Source organism: Prosthecobacter sp. Pr1, from assembly GCF_057652315.1.
The window spans coordinates 104,341-126,933 of record NZ_JBYFBS010000005.1 but is presented as its reverse complement, the minus strand read 5'-3'; the positions used below and the strand labels follow the sequence as shown (position 1 = coordinate 126,933).

Here is a 22,593-nt window from a genome sequence, read left to right as displayed (position 1 = left end):
CTGTGCCTTCTGCCTGCGTTCTTTCGACATGGATCCTTTCCTTGAATATCATCGCAGCCAGACCCGCCGGCAGTTTTTTGGCCAGACTGGCTTGCGTCTGGGTGGCGTGGCGCTGGCGGGCATGATGGGTGAGCAGTTTGCGAGCGGTGCCTCCAGCCTCGTGCAACCGGCGCTGCCCGGGCTGCCGCATTTTGCGCCGAAGGCGAAGCGGCTGATCTACCTGCACATGAATGGTGCGCCTTCGCAGCTGGATCTGTGGGATCACAAGCCGCAGCTGCAGCAGCATTTTGACAAGGATTTGCCGGACAGCATCCGCAACGGGCAGCGCATCACGACGATGACGAGCGGTCAGGCGCGGTTTCCGGTGGCGCCGAGCATGTTCAAGTTTACGCAGCACGGGCAGTGCGGGCGGTTTGTGAGCGAGCTGCTGCCGCACACGGCGAAGATCGTGGATGAGATCGCGGTGATCAAGAGCGTGAGCACCACGGCTATCAATCATGATCCGGCCTGCACGTTTGTCATGACGGGCAGCGAGGTGCCGGGCAAGCCGAGCATTGGTAGCTGGCTTGGATACGGGCTGGGCAGCGAGAGCAATGATCTGCCGTCGTTTGTGGTGTTTACGCCGACCTTCCCTGCGGCGAGTCAGGCGCAGGCATTGTTTACGCGGATGTGGAGCAGTGGTTTCCTGCCCACGAAGTATACGGGTGTGGCGCTGCGGGGGCAGGGGGATCCGGTGCTGTATGTGAAGAATCCGCCGGGGGTGGATGGCAGTGACAGGCGGACGATGCTGGACGCGCTGAACAGGCTCAATAACATCAACCACGCCCGCATTGGGGATCCGGAGATCCAGACGCGCATCGCCCAGTATGAGATGGCCTTCCGCATGCAGACGAGTGTGCCTGAGCTGACGGATCTCAGCAAAGAGAGCAAGGCGACGCTGGAGATGTATGGGGACGATGTGAACCGCAGCGGCAGCTTTACGCACAGCGCCATCATGGCACGGCGGCTCATCGAGCGCGGCACGCGGGTGGTGCAGATTCTGCATCGCGGGTGGGATCAGCATAGTAATCTGCCGAAGCTGCTGCGTGGTCAGGTGGAGGACACCGAGCGTGCCTGTGCGGCGCTGATCATGGATTTGAAACAGCGCGGGCTGCTGCAGGACACGCTGGTGGTTTGGGGCGGGGAGTTTGGGCGTACGGTCTATTCACAGGGCACGCTGACGAAGGAAAACTATGGACGTGATCACCATCCGCGCTGCTTTACCATGTGGATGGCAGGTGGTGGCATCAAAGGCGGTGTGGAGCACGGGGAGACGGACGACTTCAGCTACAACGTGGTCAAAGATCCCGTGCACATCAATGATCTGAATGCCACGATTCTCCACCTTATGGGCATTGATCACCGCAAGTTTAGCTTCAAATTCCAAGGGCTGGATCAGCGGCTTACGGGAGTGGAGGAGCACAGTCCGGTGAAGGCGGTGCTGGCGTGAGGTGAACTTCGAAACGCAATCCTTGTTCCTCAATCGTCTATCACGTGGAACCACTGCGCTCTGCAGCCTGAAGGATTGACGATTGTCGAGCCATCGATTTTTGATTGTTGAAGTGACCGAACGACAGGGCCTTCGCGATGTGTTGAATGTCCTTGTGTACTCAGTCCGCCGTCCTGCCTGCGAAAGCGGCGTCGCGCCTAGGCTTGCCGCCGCACTCCAAGACGCTCTGCGTACGCGTGAGCTATGGCGCGCTTCGCACAATTTCCACCGTCACGGAGCGGTGGTCGGAGCCTGTTTCGGGGCCGAGAGTGCGCTTTTGGATGGTCAGGCCGCGTTTTACGAGGACGTGGTCGATGGGGATCATCATGGGCAGGTTTAGACCCCAGGTGGGTGGCCAGACGGGATCGACGGAGCGGAAGTCCAGGCCGCCCTTTTCGCGCAGCAGGCGCATGCCCTCGCACCAAGGCGTGGTGTTGAGATCACCTGCCACGATGACTTCGCCGGTGAGGCCAGCGACGAGAGTGGCGATGCCTGACAACTGATCGCGCCATTCATGCGCCCGCTGGCCGCTCGTCGGCGGGATGGCATGGGTGCCAATGAAGGTGAGAGGTCTGCCAAGGTGATCGAGATTGAGCACGAGAGTGGGCAGCCGCCAGATGGAGAAGCGGCGAACTTCGGAGCTTTTCAGGGGCAGCCGCGTGTAGCAGGCGATGCCGAAATGGCCGTCGCTCAGTTCTTCCAAGTGATGCGGGTATTTGATGCGAAGCTGCTCCAAGGATGCGCGCCAGGAGTCATCGACCTCCAGCAAGCAGACGATGTCCGCGTCTGTCTGCATCACATGGCTGACGGCTGAGGTCTGGTTTTTGTTTTGCGTCAGGACATTGAAGGTCATGACGCGCAGTGCCTTCTCATGGGGCGTATCTGCCACCTCGGCCGTTTGGTGGAAGGCTTCAATTATTTGGGCGTTCCAGAGCAGGGAGATCAGTGAGATGAGCACCAGCCAGGTGCGACGACGAATCAGCGCGTAGATCACCACGAGGGCGCAGACGATAACGTATTGAAGCCGGAAGTGTGAAAGGAGATCGAAAACCCAGCCATAGCGGCCCAGGCTGCCGAGCCAGGTGCAGGGGAGGGCCAAAAAGACGATGACATCACAAAGCCCGCCCAGTGAGACGGCTTTTTTTACAGGGATAGGTTTGTCGGCTGGCGGCGCGTCGTCACTCATCGGCAATGCAGGACCCTACGCATGCGGGGTGTCGATGCACCTTCTTCTTGCACGCTGAAGCATGCCGTTCATGGATGAAGGCATGGGTAAACTTCAAGATAAGATCGCAGTCGTCACCGGTGCCGGACGCGGCATTGGCAAAGCCATCGCCGAAACCTTTGCCGCCGAGGGCGCGAAAGTGGCCGTCGTCAGCCGTACACTGGCCAATGCGCAAAGCGCTGCGGATGCCATCAACACCACCTATCCCGATGCTGCTAAGGCTTATGCACTGGATGTGGCCGATGGGGCGGCCTGCGCCGAAGTGGGCAAGCAGATCCTGGCGGACTATGATCACGTGGACATTCTGGTGAACAACGCGGGTGTTACCAAGGACGGGCTGCTGCTGCGCATGAGCGAGGAAGACTGGGACGTGGTGCTGGACACCAATTTGAAGGGCGCTTTCAACATGGTGAAGGCGTTTCAGCGCAGCATCCTGAAGCAAAAAGGCGCGCGCATCATCAACATCAGTTCTGTGATCGGCTTGATCGGCAATGCGGGGCAGGCGAACTACGCGGCGAGCAAGGCGGGCCTCATCGGATTCACGAAGTCCCTGGCGCGTGAGTTTGCAGGTCGTGGTGTTACGGCGAACTGCATCTGCCCTGGGTTCATCGCCACGGACATGACGCATGTGCTTAATGATGCCGTGAAGGGTGAGATTTTGAAGAAGATCCCGCTTGGTGATCTCGGCGCAGGTGAAGACATTGCTGAAGCCGTTCTTTTCCTTGCCAGCCCAGCGGCCCGTTATATCACGGGACAGGTGCTGGCCGTGGATGGTGGGATGGTGATGTGATCTGGTAGCTGGATGCTGGATCCTTGATGCTAGATTTCAGAATCTAGCATCAAGTGTCTTGGCGGTGTTGGACAACCTGCTTTGACGCTTACGTTGTCACGCTTGGACATAGCGGCGTTTTGTGTCACCGATACGCGGTTCCACGAATTTTGAGAGGGTACGGCTCCTAGTGCTTGAAGGCTGCAAACTCGCGGCGGGGCTTATTGCAGACGCTGCTGGTGAGATTAAAGTGTGGCGGAGTGCTGGGTTTGCTTCCCAGGCTGGTTGCCGGAACCCAGGGGAGCACTCGCTAGAGCTCGGCACCCCTGGGCTGAAATACGGAAGGCCGTTGGCCTTCAAGACAAGGATGTCAGTCGATCGCGCAAGTCTCTATAGTCATCCAATCGACGGATCGATTCAGGGGACTTTGTTCGGAAATGCGTTTTCGAAAATAGCTGTGGCTTCCAGAAGGTGGGTTCTAGGTCTTGTCTCCAAAGATCATCGCCAGGATGCTCACGGAATTGAAGATGGAGTGAAGCAGCATCGGCACCAGGAGGCAGCCGGTGATTTCGTAGGCGAGGCAGAAGAGCACTGCGAGCATCCACAGGGGCAGCAGGCTGCCTACGTGCATGTGGATGATGGCGAACATCAGGGAAGAACTCAGCGCCGCGAATGGGGCATCGGTGTAGCGTTTGAGCACGCCATAGACGAAGCCGCGAAACAGGGTCTCCTCTGCCAGGGGGGCAATCACCACGGCCAGGAAGATCACGAGGAATTTGAAGCCGATGCCGTCTGATTTCTGGAAGGCTTTGACGGTTTCCTGGGGCTCGAGGTCGGTCCAGAAGTTCTGCAGCCAGGTCACAGTGATGGCCGAAACCACATTCACGGAGATCAAGATGATGATGGTGAAGATTCCCAGCGTCACCGCCAGCGAGCGCCAGTGCAGATTCTGCAGGCCAAAGAGTTCGGCTGGATTCAGGCCGCGCACCTGAAAGAGGTAGAGCAGAAGTCCTGCGCAGACGGTGAGATGGAACACCATGCCGAGAACCAGGCTGCCGTCGTTGACCGTATCTCCTCCGGACTGGCCCGACTCATGGGGCTGCATGGAGAGGATGAAAAGCAGGCCTATCCCGGCCAGCACCAGCAAATCCGGCGCGCCGTAGGGACGAGAGAGCACGGAGCCTTCATGGTTCCAGGAGACTTCTGGACGCGCGTGCCGAAGCAGCCAGTAACTGACCAGCGCCATGGCGGTGGCGATGCTGACAAAGACGGACAGATCGTGCAGGACCCCGAATGAATGCACATCCAGCATGATCAGTGGGCGAAGCTCGGGGGAAGGTAATAGGGGACGCCTGGCAGCAGCTTTGGCAGCAGGCCGCTGCTCAGATCCAGCTGCACCTTGGCAGGTTGAGCGCCCGCTTTGGCGGAGGCCGCGCCGAACACGTCAAAGAAACTGACGTCATGACGATACTTCACGACGCCAGCATCAGCGGCTTTGCCGAGGGTTCGAGCGAGGGCGTAGGCATCCTCCACATAACCGATTTGATCCACCAGTTTGGCGGCGAGGGCTTCACGACCTGTCACCACGCGGCCGTCGGCCACGGTGCTCTTGAGCTGCTCTTTCGGCACGCCGCGTGCCTCGGAGACGATGCCGAGGAAGCGGTCGTACATCTGCATCACCAGATTCTGCACGTAGGCCTTTTCATCTTCACGCATGGGGCGCGCGCCGCTGAGCGAGTCCTTGAAGGCGCCGCTGGTGAAGGCGGTCATGGACAGGCCCACTTTGCCAAACAGTTCGCTGTAGTTCATGGTCTCAATGATCACGCCGATGCTGGCGGTCAGGGTGGTTTCGCTGGCCACGATTTTGGTGGCACCGCAGGCCACGTAGTAGCCGCCCGAGGCCGCCATCGAATCCATGTAGACGACGACCGGCTTGACCTTGGCGGCTTTCTTCACCGCATTGTAGATGATGTCTGAGGCGGTGACCTCGCCGCCGGGGGAGTTCACGCGCAGCACGATGGCTTTCACGTTGGTGTCCGCCACGGCCTGCTCCAGTGAGTTTTTGATGGACTCCACGCTGGGCATGGCTTCGGCAAAAAGACCGCTCATGGTCATGGATGAAATGACACCTTCGAGGTCGATGTGGACGATCTTGTCGCGCGAGGACTGCTTGGGGGACTCGACGGTGGATTCATGCAGATGGCGCTTGGGCCGTGCGGTTGAAAAACCGGCGTCAGCGCCGACATCGAGGTCCAGCTTGCCGAGGAACTGGCCCACATTCAGGCCGAGACTCACAATGAGTCCGAGCAGCAGCAGGGCAATCAGGCATCCATAAGATTTATTGCTCATATAGGGGATGCTAAGCGGCGTGTGATGACTTGCCAAGTATGAATGGCGCTCAGTTAAGGGCGCTGTTTGTGGGTTTTGAAGTTAGACGCACAGACCGCGACGATGCGGCGTTGAAAGACGCTGCTGGTGGGCGCGGCGTGGGAAGAATGCGGTGGGTTTGCTTCCCGATAAGATGGGAATGGACCCAGGGCGGCCTCGCTGACGCTCGGCATGCCCTGGGCTGCGGTAGGTCGCACCTTTGGTGCTGAGAGGCGGCGGCTACAGAGCGAAAAACACTGCCTTATACTAGGCGGTGTTTGAAAACCACGGCGTTGAGTCAGGTTACAGCATTGCGGAGATCGCGACAGCGTCAGCCCTCTCGAGCTTTACGCATGCCATGAGGCACTCGAAAGCGCCGGAGGACCGGCGCACTCCAAAACGCAAAGCGCCAGCGTAGCCATGGTTTTCAAACACGGCCTAGTAGTACTCGTGCCAAACATTGATGCCGAATCTCACTCCTCTTACGGAAGTGTGGAATATTGGCAGAATCAAACCACTGGCAGTTGCCGTCGATGCGTTATTTGAACAGACCTTTGAGGCCTTTGAAGGTGTTGATCAAGTCCTTGGCTTTGTCTTCGATGTCATTGCCCAGCAGGTTTTCGAGTTTCACCTGGAGGTCGGGTTTGACCTCGGGGTGGGAGAGTGAGCCGGTGATGGTGAGGTCGAAGGTTAGGCGACCGCGGCTGTCGGAGAGGCCCTCTACGATGAGCTTTGAGATGGTGCGATTGATGCCGCGGCTGGCGATGCCCTGCATGAGGCTTTGCTTCATCGCCTCTCCACAGGAGAGGCGGGTGAGCATGCCCTGCTGGTCTTTGGCGAAGTCCATCCAGGAGTCACGCTTGATGGTGTACTCGTAGTCGGGGAGCGCAAACTGGGTGTCTTCCAAGAAGCGCATGGATTGCTCGCGGTAGAGGATGTGGGCGTGGACGTCCTGCGCGAGCATGCCGCCGATGCGGACGGCGCTGAGGTCGATGCCGTACTTCATGAGCTTGTCCAGATGCTGGCCGGCGGTCTCGCCGATGGTCATGTTTCCGCCGATGGAGGAACCGCGATCGATGATGAGGTTCAGATCCGCCGCAGGGGACCACATGCGTGTGGCGGGATCCACGGGATTGACGTCTCCTTCGCCGTGGAGGGTCATGTCGGCAAAGCGCACCTGACGGACCTGACCGCCGATCTTGGCGACGCCATCCACCAAGGCCTTGGCGGCGAGGCGGACGTGGAGTCGGTTGTGTGCGGTGAGGTCTGCGGGGTCGATGTCGATGTCGGTGAGTGCGAGGCTGAAGTCGCTGATGTCGGCTTTGAACTGTGAATCCACGCCTTGATTGGTGACGCGGAAGTGCGCCTGCTCGATGCTGATTTCCTGCAGGGAGAGACGTTCGGCGCTGGGCTCAGGCGGGGGAGGCGCGGGCTGCTCCGAGACAGGTGGAGTGGTCAAAGCGGGTGCAGGCACTCCGGGCGAAGGGACGGCGGCCACGGGCGGTGATTGGACTGGGATGGCGCGAGGTACTTCTTCCTGCTGCATTTGCGCGAGCTTCTCGGGAGGTGGCTGAAAGAGCTTTTGCAGAGAGCTGCCGTCTTGAGGGCTGACGGTTTCAGTCACGTCCAGGCCGATGATGCGCAGGACGCGCGGATAAAAATGGCGGTGCCACAGGCCTTCGGGGACCAGTTCCAGATAGGCCATTTCGATATTCACCGGCGCGTGCTGCATGGGCGGACGGGCTGCGATGGGGGTGCCGGCGTATTGATCGCGCGGGCCGATTTTGATTCCTGACAGGCGCAGGCTGGGCGGCCAGGAGAGGATGGAGAGGTTGACTTCATCGAGCTGGACGCGGGCATTGATGTTCTTTTCCGTCTCAAGGGTGAGGCGCTCCTGGTTCACATAGCGGCGCAGCCACCAGACGCCGCCCAGAGGGGCCGCCACGGCGAGCAGCACGCCGAGACCGAACAGGATGAGCAGGATGCGGGTGATCTTCTTCATGCCGGTGAGCATAATCAGTCCTGTGAGATTTGAAATTTGAGATTTGAAATTTGAATTGGCGAATTCCGGCTATTGTCGACACCCCCTGTTTTAACTCGTTCTGAGCGGGCAGGATTGCCCGCACTACTTCCTTCCAATTATGTCCATTCGCGTCCGCTTTGCTCCTTCCCCCACCGGTGATCTCCACGTCGGAGGCGCCCGCACGGCTTTGTTCAACTGGCTCATGGCCCGCAAAAGCGGCGGCACCTTCATCCTGCGGGTGGAAGACACGGACGGAGCGCGCAATACGGCGGAAGCCGCTGCTGGCATTATCAAAGGCATGCGCTGGCTCGGGCTGGACTGGGACGAAGGCCCGGAAGTGGGCGGTGACTGCGGCCCATATTTCCAAAGCCAGCGCAAGGACATCTATGACGCCTATTTCAAAAAGCTGGAGGACGCGGGGCGCGTGTATGCCGAGGCGGATGGCGCGATGCGTTTCAAATTCAGCCGCACAGCGATCACGGTGCATGACCTGGTTTGTGGAGATGTGACGTTTGCTCCGACGGAGGAGCCGGACATGACGATTCGCCGCCCGGATGGCAGCTACATCTTCCACTTTGTGAACGTGGTGGATGACATCGAGATGCGGATGACGCACGTGCTGCGTGGTGAGGATCATTTGTCCAACACCTGGAAGCACATTGATCTTTTCAATGCCTTTGGTGCCACGCCGCCGACTTATGCGCACATTCCGCTGATCCTGAACCCGGACGGCAGCAAGATGAGCAAGCGGGATGAAGGCAGCGCCATCGAACACAGCTACATGAATGCGGGTTTCCTGCCTGCGGCAGTGTTCAACTACCTCTGCATGCTGGGGTGGACGCCGAAGGCGGAGAGCGAAAAGCTCTCGCGCGAGGAGCTGACGGCGCTGTTTGATGCGGATGCCATTCACAGCAGCAACGCGAAGTTTGATCTCAAGAAGGCGCTGTGGTTCAACGCGCAGTATCTGCGTGAGCTGAGCCCGGAAGAGTTGCTGCAGCACGCACGTCCGTTCCTCTCGGCCAAGGGGCTGGCTTGGACCGATGATGCGATGGCTGCTGCTGCTGTGCACAGCGTGCGCGAGAAGGTGAGCCTGCTGACCGAACTGCCGGAGTGGGTGCATTACTTCTTCCGCGAGGACTACCCTTTCGAGGCGGATGTGGTGACGAAGCTCAAGGCCAAGCCTGAGAATGCGGGTCTGCTGAAGGCTGCTGCTGAGCAACTGGCCCAGGCTGCGGAGTGGACAGAGCAGGGCGTGCATGATGCTGTGGAAGCGGCAGCGAAGGCGCTGAGCGTGAAGCCGGGTGCGATGATGCCGCTGCTGCGCTTTGCGTTGAGCGGGCAGTCACGCGGGCCGGGGGTGACGACGATTGCGCATTTGATTGGGAAGGAGAAGACGCTGGCGCGGATTGAGAGGGCGTTGGCGGAGGTGCTGGGGGCCTAACTGGTGTTTCTTCGCGAATAATCGATTGTTCTGCTGAAGCCATGACACGCTCAGAAATGGCTTGTTACATTCGCAAAGCTGCAGAAGACGAACTTCTTCCAGCTGAGTGGGAGGCCATCATGGTCAATCATTATGAAGACATCGAGGCCGAATCAGCAAGAGCTGCTGTGGTCAGAGTCTTCCAAAACAAACATTTTTGCGATCCAGATGAATTCAAGAGACGGCTGCAAAGCATTGCTGGTTCTCTAGAACTTCCTGTCAATGAGAACACCTTTTACTATCGAGGTGGTGGCGCGGGAATTTTACAGACCCTCATGCTGGGAGCAGGGGCAAGCACAGTTGTGTATGAACCGCTGCGAAGCGGATCACATTATGATCTGCACCGGGCTATCGAATCCGGTGAACAGCCAATCTGCGAGTATATGAAACAGGGGCTTCGTCAGAGTTTTCGCGTAACCAAGGCGACAGAATACGGCCGACTAACAATTCAGGTGTGACATCTTACACAAGGCTGGACCCCACCCAGCGGGCATAGGCCTCCGTCACCTGATCTGGTTTCAACGCCACGATTTCGGGGACGTCGTAGGGGTGGAGTTCGTGGAGGCGGGATTCGAATAGGGGCCAGGCGGTGGGGGTGGTTTTGAAGATGGCGAGGACTTCGGCGGAGGTTTCGACTTTGCCCTCCCAGCGGTAGATGGATTCGACGGCGGGGATGAGATTCACGCAGGCGGCGAGTTGCGATTCCACCAGTGCCGTGCCAGTCTCGCGGGCTTTCCCGATGTCGGGGAAGGTGCAAAAGACGATCAGGAGGTCGTTCATAATCGCCAGCCTATGAGATCTGCCTTCATTGACAAGCTTATCAAACGCATGGACCGCCTCGAACCGGGGGAGGTTCAGGGCATCGTGCTGGAGCTGGTGAGGGAGAAGAAGTTTCAGGAGAAGGTCTTCGAGGCGCTGCAGGAGGGGGTGATCCTGCTGGATACGGAGGGCAAGGTCAGTTACGTGAACCGGGCGGCGTGCACTTTCTTTGGACTGGAGCAGGACCAGGTGATTGGCCAGCGGCTGGCGCAGGGGGTGCGGGGGCTGGACTGGAATGAACTGCTGAAGCCGGGCACGGTGGTGAGCCGGGATCTGGAGGTGTTTTACCCGGAGAACCGGTATCTGAATTTCTACATCACCAGCATCGACGATGATTCGGCGCTGGGTTTTGTGATGCTGATCCGTGATGTGACCGAGACGCGCAAGCGCACGGAGGAGCAGCTGGAAAGCGAGCGGCTGAATGCCTTCACGCTGCTGGCTGCCGGGGTGGCGCATGAACTGGGGAATCCGCTCAATTCTTTGACGATCCATCTGCAGTTGCTGGAGCGTCGCCTGAAGAAGATGGGGGCGAAGGGGGCCAGCCTGCGGGAGCACCTGGATGTGGCCACGGGAGAGATCAAGAGGCTGGATTTTATCATCGGGCAGTTTCTGGCGGCTATCCGGCCGACGAAGCCGCAGCTGCAGCGCGTGCAATTGCGCGAGCTACTGGATGAGTGCGTGCGCTTTCTGCAGCCTGAGATCGAGGCCTGCAAGGTGAAGCTGAAGCTGGACCTGCGCTCTGATTTGCCGGCCATGCCGCTGGATGCGGGGCAGATGAAGCAGGCGGTGTACAATCTCATCCGCAATGCCTGCCAGGCCATGCCCAATGGAGGAACCCTGACGATCAACGGCACCTTCACGGACTTCGAGGTGCGCCTGAGCTTTGAGGACACGGGGAAGGGGATCAATGCGGAGCAGATGGGCAAGCTCTTCCAGCCCTTTTCCACGACCCGGACCACGGGCACGGGCCTGGGGCTGCTGATTGTGCGCCGAATCATCCGTGAGCATGGCGGGGAGATCGACATTGAGAGCCGTGAGGGGCTGGGCACCCGGGTGAGCCTGTGGCTGCCGCTGGTGGAAAAGAGCGTACGGATGCTGGAGTCTGGGCGGGATATGGGGGCAAAAGCCGAGACGTAGGCGTAGGGTTGAGTGTGGGCTGGCTACGCGGATGGCCTACTGTTTCTCAATATTACGTAAAAGATTATAATTATCGCCTCGGATCAATCCGATTCATCACGGAGGTTGACCATGGGGCAAAATTCGGCCAGCATTTACCCCCATGTCTGACTCAACCAATCCGAAACCCGCCCGCAAACTGAACCCAGCCCTTAGCAAACCCGTCCAACCGGATGAGATTCTCGCGAAAGTGATCGGCTCCGAACCGCTTTCCCGCGGCGAAATGACCAAGAAGCTGTGGGAATACATCAAGAAGAACGGTCTGCAGGACCAGGCCAAGAAGACCAACATCAATGCTGACGAGGCACTGAAGGCTGTCTTTGGTGGCAAGAGCCAGGTGACCATGTTTGAGATGACGAAGCTCGTCTCGGCTCACGTCAAGTAAGCCCGGCGTCCGCAGTTCCCTGAGCATCGGGGAAATCGCGGTGAAAGGCACCCTTTCCAAAACCCGCAGATCAAGCTGATCTGCGGGTTTTTTGCGTCTGGGTGAGGCTGTCTGCTGGGAGGGGATAGGGCATTGACCGAGGGCTGCCGCATGAGCGCTCAAATCTCCCTTGCATCGTCCGCTCTTCCGAGTCATCTCAAGGGAACCTGCTCGTCACCACCACACCTTGGCAACCACCGACTCTTCACGCACTCTCGTAGCCATTCCTGCCCGCTGGGGTTCCACCCGCTTCCCAGGCAAACCGCTCCACCTCATCGCCGGCAAACCGCTGGTGCAGCACGTCTGGGAACGCTGCCAGGAGTGCCGGCAGATCGACGACGTGATCATCGCCACGGATGACGCCCGGATTGCGGAGGCTGCGGCTGGATTTGGGGCGAAATTTGTCCTGACTGCCCCGGAGCATCCGAGCGGCACGGATCGCATCGCCGAGGCGGCGAATTCGTACCCGGACCACCGGGTTATCATCAATGTGCAGGGGGACGAGCCGCTGATCTCACCGGCGCTGATTGATGAACTGGCGCGTACGCTGCGTGATGACCCAGGTGTGAAGATGATCACTGCTGCCGCGCCGATTCAGGATGCCGCGCAGATCAGCGATCCGAACGTGGTCAAGGTCATCTTCGACACGCAGGGAGATGCGTTGTATTTTTCGCGCTCGCCGCTGCCGTACCTGCGTAATCCGGAGGCCTGGCCGCGAAGCTACCGCCATCTGGGCATCTACGGCTTTCAGCGCAGCTTCCTCTTTCAGTTTGTGGCGTGGCCGCCTTCGCGGCTGGAGCAGACCGAGTCTCTGGAGCAGCTACGCGCCCTGGAAAACGGCTCCCGAATTCGTGTGGTGCTGACGGACGAGCTCTCGCCCGGCGTGGATACGCCGGAGCAAGCTGACGCGATTGAAAAGCATCTTCAAAAACAATCTTCTTGAACTGCGCCCCGACAACCTCCAACCGAAGAGAATCCATGAAATACATTTTTGTCACAGGCGGCGTCGTTAGTTCACTTGGCAAGGGGCTTGCCGCCTCCTCTCTGGGCACGCTGCTCGAACTCCGTGGCCTGCGGGTCATCATGCAGAAATTTGACCCGTACCTGAACATCGACCCGGGCACGATGAACCCGTACGAACATGGCGAGGTGTATGTGCTGGATGACGGTGCGGAGACCGATCTGGACCTGGGCCACTATGAGCGTTTCACCCACACGAATCTTTCGAAGCTGAACAACCTCACCTCCGGTCAGGTGTACCAGAGCGTGCTGGACAAGGAACGCGCCGGGAAATATCAGGGGCGCACGGTGCAGGTGATCCCGCACGTGACCAACGAGATCAAGGCGCGCATGCACGAGGTGGCGGAGAAGATGGGCGGAGACGTGATCATCACCGAAATCGGCGGCACCGTGGGTGACATCGAAGGCCTGCCTTTCCTGGAGGCCATCCGTCAGTTTGGCCATGAGGTCGGCGTTGGCAATGTGCTGTTCATTCACGCCACGCTGGTGCCGTACATCAAGGCCGCGCAGGAACTGAAGACCAAGCCCACGCAGCAGAGCATCGCCAAGCTGCGCGAGATCGGTATCGCCCCGCACATCATTCTCTGCCGCACCGAGCATCCGCTGGACCTGGATGTGCGGGAAAAAATCTCCCTGTTTGGCAACGTGCCCATCGACTCCGTGGTCGAGGTTCGCGACGTGAAGCACACGATTTACGAGGTGCCATTGAAGCTGCATGAAGAGCGGCTGGATGACAACGTCTGCCGCCTGCTCAATCTCACCACCCCGCAGCCGGATCTCACCCGCTGGCGCAACTTTGTGCAGCGCGTCATTCACCCCACGCACCACGTGCGGATCGGGGTCGTGGGCAAATACATCGAACTGCAGGATGCTTACAAGAGCATCTACGAATCTCTAACGCACGCAGGTGCCTCCCACGACTGCAAGGTGGACATCATCCGCGTCGATGCCGAGAGCATTGAAAAGGCCGGTCCTGAGCTTTATCTTACTGGTTTGCAGGGCATTCTCATCCCCGGTGGCTTCGGTGACCGTGGCACAGAGGGGAAAGTGGCCGCCGCCCGCTATGCCCGCGAAAAAGGCATTCCATTTTTTGGCATCTGCCTCGGCATGCAGATCGCCGTCATTGAGTTTGCCCGCAACGTATGCGGCTTGAAGGGCGCGACCAGCACCGAGTTTGACAAGACTACGGCGCATCCGGTCATCAGCCTCATGGAGGAGCAGAAGAAGGTGAAGCTGCTTGGCGGCACCATGCGCCTCGGATCCTGGGTCACAGATCTCGTTCCCGGCAGCAAGGCCTTCGATCTTTATCGAAGCGCCACCATCACGGAACGTCATCGCCATCGCTTCGAGTTCAATTCTGATTACAAGGAACTCATGGAGCAGAAGGGCATGCTCATCTCAGGCACTTCACCGAAGGGTGATCTGGCTGAAATCATTGAACTGCCCTCGCACCCCTACTTCGTTGGCTGCCAGTTCCATCCTGAGTTTCTTTCGAAGCCGAACAATCCGCATCCGTTGTTCTTCGGCTTCGTCAAAGCCGCCATGGATCACCATGCGGTGGCGGATCCGGTGTGCTGAGCGGAGGCTGCTTGAACTCCGTTTTGGTGCCTTTCGTGGGTGCTTCAATCTGAGGAAAAGCATCAAAGAGGTCGATTGACCAACCCACGGGGCGTCTTGTAGTTTGTGGTTGCAATCACACTCACAAATCATGCGCTCTTCCAATCCTACGCTTAGCGACCATGTCTTTGAGAAATCACGCTCCGGGAATCCGGCCGATGGAGTGATGACGCTCAATGGCACCGTGCTCAAAACCGCCATTCTCACCCTGCTGCTGGTCACTTCGGCCAGCTGGAGCTGGAAGATCCTCATGGGGGGCAGTGCTCCTGCCTGGTTCGGCTCTGCTCTCACCTATGGCTGGATCGTTCCTCTGGCGCTTGCGCTCATCATTTCCTTCAAGCCCACCACGGCACCTGCACTCGCGCCGGTGTATGCGCTGAGCAACGGTGTCCTCGTCGGCATCATCTCCGCCCTGTATGAGAAGGCCTTCGGTGGCATCGTCCTCACCGCCGTCATGCTGACCTGCGGCATCCTGTTTGCCCTGCTCGCCGCTTACTCGACTGGGATGATCAAACCGACCGAGAATTTCAAGCTGGGTGTTTTTGCCGCAACTGGTGGCATCGCGATTTTTTACCTGGCCACCTGGGTGCTTGGCATGTTTGGCATCCAGATTCCCGGCTTGTTTGGCAACGGATTGGTTGGAATTGCCTTCTCGGCATTCGTGGTCATCCTCGCCGCGCTCAATCTGGTGCTGGACTTCGATTTCATTGAAAACGGCTGTGCTGCCGGTGCGCCGAAGCACATGGAATGGTATGCCGCCTTTGGCCTGCTCGTCACCCTCGTCTGGCTCTATCTTGAAATTCTGCGCCTGCTTAGCAAGCTGAGCAGCCGCGATTGAATATCTTTTAGACTGCTGAACTCCAACCCGCCTCCTACCATGAAAACATCCCTCTTCTTCAGCCTCCTGCTGGCCAGCGCTACATTGAGCCAGGCCAATCCCGAAATCGCCACGATCATCGATCAGGAATACGGGGCGGCGACCTCCGAAGGCGTGGTGCTGCTGCAATCACCGGCCAGTGCCGCTGATCCTACGCATTGGTCCGTCTATGCGCGTGACCCATTCCGTCAGGGCGAACTCGTACGTGCCATCCTCACTGCTGAAAAAAGCGGCTGGGCGCCGAAGGCCGCCGGTGGCGGCACCAAGCTGCTCACGCGCGTGCCCCCGCAGGTCATCGCGTTCAACCGCATCAGATTCCGTTCTTCCGACGCGCTCAAAATCGCGCAGCAAAACGCGGCGCTGGCCAAGACGAACTTCGTCACTGCTGCTTACCAGCTCGCCGCCAATGCCACCACCGGGGCGCCTGAGTGGGGGCTCGCGCTCAATGGCACGGATGGCAATGAAGTGGGATTCATCGTCATCTCCGCCGAGACTGGCGCGGTCATTCATCAACAGTGGGACAACGGTCTGGCCAGCAATGTGCCCGGCGCGCCGGTTTCTTCTCCTGAGCCCGGTTCGAAAGGTGAACGTGCTGCCGACAACGTGAGACGTGCCGCGCGCAACGCCTGGGAATGGACCGGCGACACGGGGCTCGAGGTCGGGCACTTCTTCAAGCGGTTGTTTAAGGGCGGGAATTGATGCTGATGCGGGCTGCTGCCCGCAGTTCGAATGTCACCCTGAGTGATGCGGGCAAGAGCGCCCTCATCACTCTTCGGTATCCGTTTATAGCTCCACGGCCTGGTTCATCACTGCGATTTTCACGCTGCTTTCTCCGTGCTTTGCATCCAGGGCGGCTTTGAGGGCGGTGGAGCGGTCGGGTTCGCCGTGGACGAGGAAGACGTTTTTCTTTGGACCCTGGACACGATTGAACCAGCCTAGCAGTTCGTCGTGGTCGGCGTGACCTGAGAAGGAGTCGAGGATTTCAATGCCGGCGTGGACCTCAAACTCGTCGCCGAGGATGTTCACGTGCTGGTGGCCTTCACGCAGCTTCCAGCCGAGCGTGTTCTCGGCGCAGTAGCCGACGAAGAGGATGATGTTGTGATCGTTGCCGACGTTGTTGCGGAGGTGGTGGAGGATACGGCCGGATTCGGCCATGCCTGAGGCGGAGATGATGATGGCCGCGCCTTTGAGTTTATTGAGGTTCTTCGACTCATTGACATCCCGCACGAGCTGCAGCCCCTCAAAGCCGAAAGGATCATTCCGCATGAATGCCGCCTCATGTACCGTGGGTTTGAGCTCATCAACGTGCAGTCGGAAGATCTCGGTGGCTTTTACTGCCAGCGGGCTGTCCACAAAGGTGGGGATCAGGGGGAAGCAGCCTTCGTGGCGCAGTTGATCCAGCGTGTAGAGAAGCTGCTGCGTGCGCTCAACCGCAAAGGCGGGGATGATGAGCTTGCCCTTTTGCTGCAGGATGCGGCGGATGATCCGGCAGATGTGCTCATTGGAATCCGTGGCCAGTTCGTGGTGCCGCCCACCATAGGTGCTCTCCATGATGATGTGGTCCACCTTCTCGCAGGCTTCGGGATCTGCCAGCAGGTCATTGTTGGGGCGTCCGATGTCCCCGGAGAACAGCAGGCGAGATTTTCTGCCGGTCTGGCGGTCGTCGATGTCGAGGATGACCTGCGCGGAACCGAGGACGTGGCCGGCATCGATGAAGGTCATGGTGACACCGTCGGCGATGATCATGGGGCGGTGATAGCCCACGGACACAAACTGGCGCATGCAATTCTCCGCATCCTCCATGGTGTAGCTGGCTTCCAGCAGCGGCAGGTTGTCATTTTTGCGGTGGCGGTTGAGCCAGTTGATGTCGCTCTCATGAATGTGCGCCGCGTCCGGCAGCATGATGCTGCACAGATCGCGCGTGGCGGGAGTGGCGAAGATGTTGCCGCTGAAGCCGCGTTTGCACAGGTGAGGCAGATTGCCGCTGTGGTCGATGTGCGCATGTGAGAGCACGACCACGTCAACCTGCTGCGGATCAAAGGGGAAGTCGCGATTGCGCTCAAAGGCTTCACTGCGCCTGCCTTGGTAGAGGCCGCAGTCCAGCAGGATGCGCTGGCCGTTGACGGTGATGAGATGCTTGGATCCGGTGGTGGTGCCCGCAGCACCGCAGAAAGTCAGTTTCATGGTTGGATAAAAGGTGGCCAGTTGCGCCGCAACTGACTGTCTGTCTGGACCGGTTGCGGCGCAACCGGGCAACTTTATTTCATCCGATACGCCTCCACTTCCGTGGTGAAGGCAAATGTGTTCGGATACTCTGCAGAAAGCTTTTCGTGATGATCAAGGTAGCTCAGGCGGATGAAGCGTGCTTCCGCGTCAGGGAAATTCAGGTCGGCGCGTTCTGCCTTGCCGAGCGGAAACACATGCCTGCCGACTTCGCGGAAGGTCCTGCCATCCGTGCTGACGGAGACAGCGATGGTCTTGGTCGAGCCGACGGTGGGAACACCGACGCGAACGAGGTTGAGAGGGTGGGCTTTTTTGAGATCAATCGTGACGTGCTTGGGAAACGTGTCGGCGTTGCTGGTGGCGTAGCAGTTCGGCGGAAACTCTGCATAGGAGCCGTCGGTCAGGCCGGTGTCCCAGCCGTAGGCGTTTTTGTCGCTGCTTTCCCAGGTGCAGCCACGGGCGAGGTTCTCACCAAGATCCGGGTCCACCGGCCAGTGTGTGTGGAAGGCGGTGGCGGGAAGGCCGTCCTTGTTCATGAGATTGGCGATGGCGAGCTTGCTCCAGGCAAAGCGGGCACGGCGGGGTTCTGGGACAGCGGCGGTGCTGATGAGGACGCTGCTGCCGTCGATTTTGGCTTCGGCGGGGTGGAAGATGCCGTCCTTGCCGGCGATTTCGAAATGTGTGAGCGGCTTGCCATCACGCGCAGCGAGGCCGCTGGCTGCGTGATCAAATTTCACGCGGATGGAGCTGCCTTCAGTGGCGTGGCTGGCATAGAGCGGGCCGTTGGGTTCGATCTCACTGCGGCCGTAGTTCTTTGCCAGCGCCCAGAGTGACAGGCGGCGGGCGACTTCCTTTTTATGCGCGGGGTGGATGTCGGATGCTTCACCGATGTCCGAGATGGTTGCCATGCCGGTGTTCGGGATGTTCAGGCATTCGCGCTGCGCCTGCCAGAACTGCGGCAGGATTTCCACGTCTTCCGCGCCATATTGCCATGGGGCGATCTGCACAAAGTAGAAGGGCAGATTTGGCTGCTGAAAGACGCTGCGCCAGGAGGCGAGCAGGGCCTTCGTTTTCTCTGTGTAGGTGAAGCCTTCCGCATGGTTTGACTCCCCTTGATACCAGATGGCACCACGAAAGGCGTAAGGCACCAGCGGGTGAATCATGGCATTGTAAAGCGAGGTCGGCGTGACTTGGTTCAGCGGCAGCACCGCAGGCTGTGCTGGCATGGCGGGCACGGCCTGTTTCTGACTCAAGGCAGCGCGTGCGGCCTGCGTCCAGCTTTCGATGGCGGCCAGATACTTCTCATTCTCGGCGCGGTAGGAATCGCTGCCGGGAAGCTTGGAGCGGATGTCTGCGGTGAAATCCTTCAAGGCGGGCACGGCTTCAAAGCCCTCCAGGCTGGTCCAGGGTTCGATCCGCGTGCCGCCCCAGGCGCTGAGAATGATGCCGACTGGGACTTTCAGCTCCTCCTGCAGCCGCACGCCAAAGTAATACCCAATGGCAGAGAATGAGGCGGCGCTTTCCGGTGAACTGCGCGCCCAGGCGGTCTTCACGTCATCCTGCGGAGTCAGCGCCACGGTCTTCGGCACTTCGATGAGGCGCAGATTGGGATGCGTGGCTTTGGGAATGTCTGCGGCGCTGTCCGGCTTCATCTGCATCTCCCACTCCATGTTGGACTGGCCGGAGGCCAGCCACACCTCGCCGACGAGCACATCCTGAATGGTCACGTTTCCTGCTTTCAGCACCTGCGGCTCGGCATTGGCGGCAAGCGGGTCCAGTTTCACCATCCACTTGCCGTTTGCATCGGCCTTCGTGGTTTTTTTCTGCCCGGCAAACTCGACTGTGACGTCCTCGCCCGGGGATGCCTTGCCCCAGACAGGCACCGGCAGATCGCGCTGCAGCACCATGTGATCGGTGAAGATGGACGGCATTTGCACTGCAGCATGTGTTGTGGTCAAAACAGCAAGGCAGGTGCAGAGAAGCAGCATTTTCATGGTTGTTCGCGAATTCTGGCAGGCTTGCCGAATTGCGCCAGCAAAACGGTGCGATGAATTGCGTACTCATTTCCTGCTTGGCATTCACCACTCAGTCCATCATCGTTCCAAGTTCCAATCATGCGCCTCCTCCTCACCCTCGCTTTTCTCGTTCAATCTGCCACCGCCGCCGAATGGACCATCTCAACCTTTGCCGGGAATGGCACCCAAGGGGGCAGTGGTGATGGCGGTCCTGCCACTGCGGCGCAGATCGACAATCCCTTTGGCGTCACACGCGGGCCGGATGGTGCCATCTGGTTCTGCGAATATACCGGCCAGCGCATCCGCCGAGTGGCCCCCGACGGTACGATCAGCACCATCGCGGGCACGGGAAAGAAAGGCTACAGCGGTGATGGTGGCCATGCTTTGGAGGCGACCTTCAATCTGCCGCATGAGTTGCGTTTTGATGCGAAGGGGGATCTGTATGTTGTCGATATGTCGAACCACGTCGTGCGCAAGATCGACATGAAAACGAAGATGATCACCACCTTCGCAGGCACCGGCGTGGCGGGGTACAGCGGCGATGGCGACCTGGCGGTAAAGGCTCAGTTCAAACAACCCCACAGCATTCAGTTCGGCCCCGATGGCAGCCTCTATGTGTGTGACATCGGCAACAATGTCATTCGCAAGATCGACATGAAGACTGGCGTGATCAGCACCTTTGCCGGTACCGGGAAGCCGGGCGCGACACCGGATGGTGCGCCTATCGCAGGCACGCCGCTCAAAGGCCCCCGCTCACTGGATTTCGACAAGATGGGCAATCTCTGGCTGGTCACGCGCGAGGGGAATCAGGTCTTCAAATTCGACCTCAAGGCGGGCACTATTCATCACATGGCAGGCACGGGGGCCAAAGGTTTCAGCGGCAACGGTGGTCCGGCCAAACTGGCGACGCTGAGCGGGCCGAAGGGGGTGGCGATTGACGCGGCTGGCAATGCCTGGCTGGCGGACACGGAGAGCCACAGCGTGCGCATGATCGATGCGAAAACCGGCAATCTCGAACTCATCGCCGGCACTGGTGAAAAAGGCGACGGCCCGGACGGCAATCCGCTTCAGTGCAAAATGGCGCGCCTGCATGGCATCTTCTGCGATGCAGACGGCACCGTGTATATCGGCGACAGCGAAACGCACCGCGTGCGTCTGCTGAAGCAGAAGTAATACCACTACGAGCGGTGGAAGGCAGAAATGGACAGGTTTGCCTGACGCAGGCGGCTGGCGATTTCCTGCGTCATTTCCTGCAGCAGCGTGATCTTCAGCGAGGGGTTGCGCTCGTTCAGGGAATCAAACCAGGCTTTGGTGATGACCACGCATTCCACCGGCTCCAAGGCCACGATGTCTGCCGAGCGCGCTGAGCCGTCCAGAAAAGCCATCTCACCCACGGTCATCCCGGCGGTGAGGACGTCGATGCGCTTGCGTGTTTGATGATCGGTATGGATCTGCACCTCCACGGTGCCGCCGACCAGCACCAACATCTCAGCGGCCATCTCTCCCGTGCGGATGATCGTCTGATTGCTCGCATACTGACGCCGCTGCAGTTCTTTTTCGAGAAAGGCGATGTCTTCATTGGTGCACTGGCGGAAAAGGGAGCAGGATTTAAGCGACAGCGGTGCATGCGGACGCCACGAGACGCCTGAGACTTCGAGCAGCAGGGAATCCTCACAGTGCTCCAAGGCGGCATCCATGGTGGGGAAGATGTCCGTTTCAGCGATGCCGACGGTGCGCAGGGAGGTCATGAGCTTGGCGGGCTGGCAGAAGATCACGCGTACTCCGTGGGGGGCCAGGCGAGCGCCGAGGTTGGCCAGCAGGATCAGGCTCACGGAGTTGGCGTTGACGACTGCACGCAGGTCAAAGATGATGTGCTTGCACTCTGCGGCAAGCGACGTGGCGTGGCGAATGACGGGCTCAATGGTGGTGAAAGTGAGCCCGCCCTGAAGTTCCATGACCTGGATCATGGAGCCGTTTACACGCAGCAGCTCGCGCGCCTGCGGTGTCAGCCGACGGCGTGAGACCACCTCGCCACCATGATAGGCCAGGCGGATGGCTGAGAGAGGAGTCGCGGTCGGATTGAGCATGTGCAGCGCCAGCTCGCGAGAGAGATCCATGCAGACTTTGATGCCGCGATCGCTGTTGCCCTGCTTGTCCAATGGTGGTGAGAAAATGCCGATGCCCAGCTGGCCGGGCAGCACGGCCAGAATGCCGCCGCCGACGCCGCTTTTGGCGGGCAGGCCCACGCGGTAGATCCATTCGCCGGACCAGTCATACATGCCGCAGGTGGCCATGACGCCCAGCACGTTGTCCACGTACTCGGAGGGGATGACTCGTTTGCGAGTCAAGGGCTGGATGCCTTGATTGGCCAGTGTGGCCCCCATCAGCGCCAGATCCCGGCAGGTGACCTCCACCGAGCATTGCTGGAAATAGGTTTCCAAGGTCTCATCCGGGTCTTCATCCAGGATGCCGAAATTGCGCAGCAGCCAGCCGATGGCGCGGTTGCGGTGTCCGGTTTCGCTTTCACTGCGATAGACTGACTGATTGATCTCCAGGGGCCTTCCGGCAAAGCCGCTGAGGTAATTCACCACACGGTCGATGCGGCTCAGGCCGTCTTTTTTCAAAATCTGCCCGGCGGTGGCGATGGCCCCGGCATTGATCATGGGGTTGAAGGGGGCGCCGGTGCCTTCCTTGAGGCTGATGGCATTGAAAGCTTCGCCCGAGGGCTCCACGCCGATTCGCGACAGGACATGGTTTTCACCACGGTCTTCCAGCGCGAGGCCGTAAACCAGGGCTTTGGAGATGGACTGGATGGTGAAGGCATGGCGGGTGTCGCCAACTTCATAGACATGGCCGTCGCGCGTGGCGATGCAGATGCCAAACAAGCGTGGATCGGCCTTGGCCAGTTCTGGGATATAGTCTGCGACATGACCGTCCATGCTGGACGCGTAGCGTGAATACAATTGTTCGACGTACTCTTGGATGGGAGAGAGCATCCTAATGTTAAAGCAATCGCCATGCCGAGTGCGT

19 protein-coding genes are annotated in these 22,593 nt (G+C 59.3%); 11 read left to right on the top strand and 8 right to left on the bottom strand.

The window, feature by feature from the left end; genetic code table 11:
- Positions 1-28 precede the first annotated feature (28 nt).
- Positions 29-1,489 (top strand): DUF1501 domain-containing protein, encoded by a 1,461-nt coding sequence (locus AC24GY_RS10155; protein WP_487682529.1) that lies wholly within the window; start codon positions 29-31, stop codon positions 1,487-1,489.
- Positions 1,490-1,730: 241 nt separating this feature from the next.
- On the opposite strand, the gene AC24GY_RS10150 is transcribed toward AC24GY_RS10155, so the two are convergent.
- On the bottom strand, positions 1,731-2,714 hold the full coding sequence (locus AC24GY_RS10150; protein ID WP_487682527.1) for an endonuclease/exonuclease/phosphatase family protein: 984 nt from the start codon (positions 2,712-2,714) through the stop codon (positions 1,731-1,733).
- 82 nt (positions 2,715-2,796) lie between these two features.
- Here AC24GY_RS10150 and fabG point away from each other — a divergent pair, with 82 nt between their 5' ends.
- Positions 2,797-3,543, top strand: a complete 747-nt coding sequence (gene fabG / locus AC24GY_RS10145) for a 3-oxoacyl-[acyl-carrier-protein] reductase (RefSeq protein ID WP_487682525.1) — start codon at positions 2,797-2,799, stop codon at positions 3,541-3,543.
- Positions 3,544-4,000: 457 nt separating this feature from the next.
- On the opposite strand, the gene AC24GY_RS10140 is transcribed toward fabG, so the two are convergent.
- The 3 genes from AC24GY_RS10140 to AC24GY_RS10130 form a co-directional block, all read right to left on the bottom strand.
- Positions 4,001-4,834 carry a CPBP family intramembrane glutamic endopeptidase gene (locus AC24GY_RS10140; RefSeq protein ID WP_487682523.1) on the bottom strand — a complete coding sequence of 278 codons (834 nt, stop codon included), beginning with the start codon at positions 4,832-4,834 and terminating at the stop codon, positions 4,001-4,003.
- 2 nt (positions 4,835-4,836) lie between these two features.
- Complete coding sequence (gene sppA, locus AC24GY_RS10135) at positions 4,837-5,871, bottom strand: signal peptide peptidase SppA (protein WP_487682521.1); 1,035 nt, start codon at positions 5,869-5,871, stop codon at positions 4,837-4,839.
- Positions 5,872-6,427: 556 nt separating this feature from the next.
- The gene (locus tag AC24GY_RS10130; protein ID WP_487682519.1) at positions 6,428-7,891 is read right to left on the bottom strand and encodes an AsmA family protein; all 1,464 of its coding nucleotides are present in this window, start codon (positions 7,889-7,891) and stop codon (positions 6,428-6,430) included.
- Between the two features lie 139 nt (positions 7,892-8,030).
- Between AC24GY_RS10130 and AC24GY_RS10125 the strand changes: the two genes are divergently transcribed.
- Together AC24GY_RS10125 and AC24GY_RS10120 are read left to right on the top strand one after the other, a co-directional pair.
- The gene (locus tag AC24GY_RS10125) at positions 8,031-9,353 is read left to right on the top strand and encodes a glutamate--tRNA ligase (RefSeq protein WP_487682517.1); all 1,323 of its coding nucleotides are present in this window, start codon (positions 8,031-8,033) and stop codon (positions 9,351-9,353) included.
- A 41-nt stretch (positions 9,354-9,394) separates the two neighbouring features.
- Positions 9,395-9,850 (top strand): hypothetical protein, encoded by a 456-nt coding sequence (locus AC24GY_RS10120; RefSeq protein ID WP_487682515.1) that lies wholly within the window; start codon positions 9,395-9,397, stop codon positions 9,848-9,850.
- A 4-nt stretch (positions 9,851-9,854) separates the two neighbouring features.
- Here AC24GY_RS10120 and cutA read toward each other — a convergent pair whose 3' ends face one another.
- The gene (gene cutA, locus AC24GY_RS10115; protein WP_487682513.1) at positions 9,855-10,172 is read right to left on the bottom strand and encodes a divalent-cation tolerance protein CutA; all 318 of its coding nucleotides are present in this window, start codon (positions 10,170-10,172) and stop codon (positions 9,855-9,857) included.
- Positions 10,173-10,184: 12 nt separating this feature from the next.
- Here cutA and AC24GY_RS10110 point away from each other — a divergent pair, with 12 nt between their 5' ends.
- The 6 genes from AC24GY_RS10110 to AC24GY_RS10085 all read left to right on the top strand — a co-directional run bounded on the left by AC24GY_RS10110 (position 10,185) and on the right by AC24GY_RS10085 (position 16,024).
- A complete protein-coding gene (locus AC24GY_RS10110; RefSeq protein ID WP_487682511.1) occupies positions 10,185-11,348 on the top strand; it encodes a two-component system sensor histidine kinase NtrB in 1,164 nt (387 codons plus the stop codon).
- 142 nt (positions 11,349-11,490) lie between these two features.
- Positions 11,491-11,772 (top strand): SWIB/MDM2 domain-containing protein, encoded by a 282-nt coding sequence (locus AC24GY_RS10105; protein WP_422314952.1) that lies wholly within the window; start codon positions 11,491-11,493, stop codon positions 11,770-11,772.
- Positions 11,773-11,998: 226 nt separating this feature from the next.
- The gene (kdsB, locus tag AC24GY_RS10100) at positions 11,999-12,754 is read left to right on the top strand and encodes a 3-deoxy-manno-octulosonate cytidylyltransferase (RefSeq protein ID WP_422314949.1); all 756 of its coding nucleotides are present in this window, start codon (positions 11,999-12,001) and stop codon (positions 12,752-12,754) included.
- Positions 12,755-12,789: 35 nt separating this feature from the next.
- A complete protein-coding gene (gene pyrG / locus AC24GY_RS10095) occupies positions 12,790-14,409 on the top strand; it encodes a CTP synthase (protein WP_422314947.1) in 1,620 nt (539 codons plus the stop codon).
- A gap of 130 nt (positions 14,410-14,539) precedes the next feature.
- Positions 14,540-15,286 carry a Bax inhibitor-1/YccA family protein gene (locus tag AC24GY_RS10090; protein WP_487682508.1) on the top strand — a complete coding sequence of 249 codons (747 nt, stop codon included), beginning with the start codon at positions 14,540-14,542 and terminating at the stop codon, positions 15,284-15,286.
- A 39-nt stretch (positions 15,287-15,325) separates the two neighbouring features.
- Positions 15,326-16,024: a hypothetical protein gene (locus AC24GY_RS10085; protein ID WP_487682506.1), complete on the top strand. Its 699-nt coding sequence runs from the start codon at positions 15,326-15,328 to the stop codon at positions 16,022-16,024.
- Positions 16,025-16,108: 84 nt separating this feature from the next.
- Here the strand turns inward: AC24GY_RS10085 and AC24GY_RS10080 are convergent, their stop codons facing one another.
- Together AC24GY_RS10080 and AC24GY_RS10075 are read right to left on the bottom strand one after the other, a co-directional pair.
- Positions 16,109-17,509: an MBL fold metallo-hydrolase RNA specificity domain-containing protein gene (locus AC24GY_RS10080; protein ID WP_487682504.1), complete on the bottom strand. Its 1,401-nt coding sequence runs from the start codon at positions 17,507-17,509 to the stop codon at positions 16,109-16,111.
- A gap of 74 nt (positions 17,510-17,583) precedes the next feature.
- Positions 17,584-19,479, bottom strand: coding sequence for a sialate O-acetylesterase (locus tag AC24GY_RS10075; protein WP_487682502.1), 1,896 nt, complete (start codon positions 19,477-19,479; stop codon positions 17,584-17,586).
- A 183-nt stretch (positions 19,480-19,662) separates the two neighbouring features.
- On the opposite strand from AC24GY_RS10075, the gene AC24GY_RS10070 reads away from it, so the two are divergent.
- The gene (locus tag AC24GY_RS10070) at positions 19,663-20,736 is read left to right on the top strand and encodes an NHL repeat-containing protein (RefSeq protein WP_487682500.1); all 1,074 of its coding nucleotides are present in this window, start codon (positions 19,663-19,665) and stop codon (positions 20,734-20,736) included.
- A gap of 5 nt (positions 20,737-20,741) precedes the next feature.
- Here the strand turns inward: AC24GY_RS10070 and glsA are convergent, their stop codons facing one another.
- A complete protein-coding gene (gene glsA, locus AC24GY_RS10065) occupies positions 20,742-22,559 on the bottom strand; it encodes a glutaminase A (protein WP_487682498.1) in 1,818 nt (605 codons plus the stop codon).
- Positions 22,560-22,593: the final 34 nt, after the last annotated feature.